This window comes from Kitasatospora griseola, assembly GCF_014648555.1.
Taxonomy (GTDB): Bacteria; Actinomycetota; Actinomycetes; order Streptomycetales; family Streptomycetaceae; genus Kitasatospora; species Kitasatospora griseola.
Window position 1 is genome coordinate 169,095 of sequence record NZ_BMRI01000007.1, and the last position, 2,558, is coordinate 171,652.

At 75.1% G+C, this 2,558-nt stretch carries 3 protein-coding genes; 2 read left to right on the forward strand and 1 reads right to left on the reverse strand.

The annotated features are described in order from the left end of the window. Together IEZ12_RS38230 and IEZ12_RS11745 are read left to right on the forward strand one after the other, a co-directional pair. Positions 1 to 1,286, forward strand: a 1,286-nt coding sequence (locus tag IEZ12_RS38230) for an MMPL family transporter (protein WP_229847449.1), incomplete at its 5' end; no start/stop codon positions are given. Positions 1,287 to 1,298: 12 nt separating this feature from the next. Beyond that, the gene (locus IEZ12_RS11745; RefSeq protein WP_189271983.1) at positions 1,299 to 1,919 is read left to right on the forward strand and encodes a hypothetical protein; all 621 of its coding nucleotides are present in this window, start codon (positions 1,299 to 1,301) and stop codon (positions 1,917 to 1,919) included. Positions 1,920 to 1,973: 54 nt separating this feature from the next. Here the strand turns inward: IEZ12_RS11745 and IEZ12_RS11750 are convergent, their stop codons facing one another. After that, the gene (locus IEZ12_RS11750; protein WP_189271984.1) at positions 1,974 to 2,357 is read right to left on the reverse strand and encodes a VOC family protein; all 384 of its coding nucleotides are present in this window, start codon (positions 2,355 to 2,357) and stop codon (positions 1,974 to 1,976) included. Positions 2,358 to 2,558: the final 201 nt, after the last annotated feature.

Sequence of the window (2,558 nt, forward strand, 5' to 3'; positions counted from 1 at the left end):
CGTTCGCCACCCTGGGCGTGGCGAGCTTCGGCCAGTTCCGCTCGCTCGGCCCGGCCGTCGCGGTCGCCGTGCTGGTCATGCTGCTCGGCAGCCTCACCCTGATGCCCGCGCTGCTCGCGGCCTGCGGCCGGGGGATGTTCTGGCCGTCCCGCGCCCTGCGCCGGCAGCCGCGGGAGGGCGTCGCGGGCCGGTACGGCGAGCTGGTCGCCCGGCGGCCGGCGGCCCTGCTGATGACGGCCGTCGTGCTGCTCGGGGTGCTGACCGCCGGCGTCGCGGGCATCCGGATGAACTACGGCCAGGGCGGCGGCACTTCCGACACCCCGGCGGCCGCCACCGCGGCGGAGATCGCCCGGGCGCTGCCGGCGAGCGTCTCCGACCCGACCACGGTGTACCTCACGGCGAAGGACGGCGGGACCGTCAAGGTCGAGCAGTTCGACGCGCTCGCCCGGGAGTTGGGACGGGTGGACGGCATCGGCCAGGTCGGCCGGCCCGCGCTGAGCCCCGACGGCCGGGCCGCCCGGATCGACCTCTACCCGACCGCCGACGCGCAGAGCAAGCAGGCCCGCGACCTGGTCGCCGGCCCCGTCCGCGCCGCCGTCGCCGCGCACACCCCCGCCGGGACGAGCGCCCATGTCGGCGGCACGGCGGCGATCTTCGCGGACATCTCCACCGCCGTCGACCACGACCTGGCGCTGGTCTTCCCGGTCGCGGCCGGACTGATCGCCCTGATCCTGCTGCTGCTCCTGCGCAGCCTGCTGGCCCCGCTGGTGCTGATGCTCGCCGTCGGCGCGGGCTTCGCGGCCACCCTGGGCGCGGCGACGCTGGTCTTCCAGCACCTGCGGAACGGACCCGGCGTCGACTTCACCCTGCCGCTGGTGCTGTTCCTGTTCGTGGTGGCGCTCGGCACCGACTACAACATCCTGATCACCGACCGGATCCGCGAGGAGATGCACCGCCCCGGCCCGGCCCGCGCCGCCGTGGCCCGCGCCGTCCGCCACACCACCCCGACCATCGCCACCGCCGGCCTGGTGCTGGCCGGGTCCTTCGCCACCCTGGCCGCGACGCCCGGCACCGAACAGACCGCCTTCGCCCTCACGCTCGGCATCCTGCTCTCCGCCGGCGTCCTCTCACTGGCCCTGGTCCCGGCCGTCGCCGCCCTCCTCGGCCGCGCGCTCTGGTGGCCGTTGCGCACCACGGACGCGCCGCGGGGGAACCGGCCGGATACGCCACGGGGGAACCGGTCGGATGCGCCGCACGTCCCATCGGCGGTCCGTCAACACCTCTGAGAGGAAAACGAGTTGAACCGCCGTGCCGCCGTCGCCCTGCCCCTCGCCGCAGGAGCGTTCGCCCTGCTCACCGCCTGCGGCTCCGCCGCCACCGGCACGCCCGCCGTCGCGGTGGCGGCCCCGCCCTCCGCGTCCGCGCCCTCGGCCGACACCACGCCGTCGATCGCCGTCGCGGTGACCGACACGGCCTCGGCCCTCGGCGAGCAGGGGCGCGGCGAGTTCGGCGACATCTACGGGAGCCTGTCGGTCGACGCCCGCCACGTGGTGCTGTACGCCACCGACCCGGTCCGCGCCAGGAGCATGGTCGAGGCCGCGCACCGGGCCCACCCGGACACCGCCGGGGTGGACGTCGAGATCCGGGCCTGCCAGTACACCGCGAGGGACCAGTCCCGGGCCTCCGCCCAGGTGTTCGCCGCCCAGCAGCGGAAGCCGTTCTCCTTCCCGGTCTTCGCGTCCGGGTCCTCCCCGGACGGCACCGGCATCGTGGTCACCACCTCCGAGGAGGGCGCGAAGTCGCCGGCCTTCGCGCGGGAGGTCCAGCAGGCGGCCGGTTCCGTGCCCGTCCGGGTGAACGCCGGCAGCCGGGTCTCCGCCGCCGATCCGACCGCGCTTGCGCCGGTGGCGTCCGGCTGACGTGCGGAATCCCCTCGGAGTGACCCGCTCCGAGGGGATTCCGCACGCCTGGGGTCAGGCGCTCGGCGCGGCCCGTTCGGCGGTGCTGCGCAGCACGCAGAACTCGTTGCCCTCGGGGTCGGCGAGAACGGCCCAGCCGGTGCCGTCGGGGTTGCGCCGGTCGGCGAGGAAGGCGGCGCCGAGGGCCAGCAGCCGCTCGACCTCCCCGTCGCGCGGGGTCTCGGGGCGCAGGCACAGGTGGACCCGGTTCTTGACCGTCTTCGGCTCGGGCACCTGGTTGAAGTACAGCACCAGCCCGCCGCCCAGCTCGACCTGCGTCTCCCCGTCCCCCGGCTTCGCCGCCGGGTCGACCGGGCGCCCGGTCACCTCGCCCCAGAACCGGGCCAGTTCGTACGCGTCGGCGCAGTCGATCGCCACGTTCTGCACTACCGAGACCATGCGGGCGAGTCTCCCCGAATCCCCGGCCGGACGCCAACCCGGCGAGGCGGGCGGGACCGCCCGACCGGGCCGGTGTCACCAGGACGGGCCGTCAGATGGTGTCCTTGACCTTGATCTGGCCGCTGTCGATGACGAAGTCCTGGTTCCCGAATCCCGGGCTGAGGCACTGCCAGATCTTCGCCCAGTCCCCGTTGTTGCGGG

Bases quoted from the DNA above. Each gene is read 5' to 3' on its own strand.
- IEZ12_RS11750 (WP_189271984.1), bottom strand. From the start codon at position 2,357: ATGGTCTCGGTAGTGCAGAACGTGGCGATCGACTGCGCCGACGCGTAC.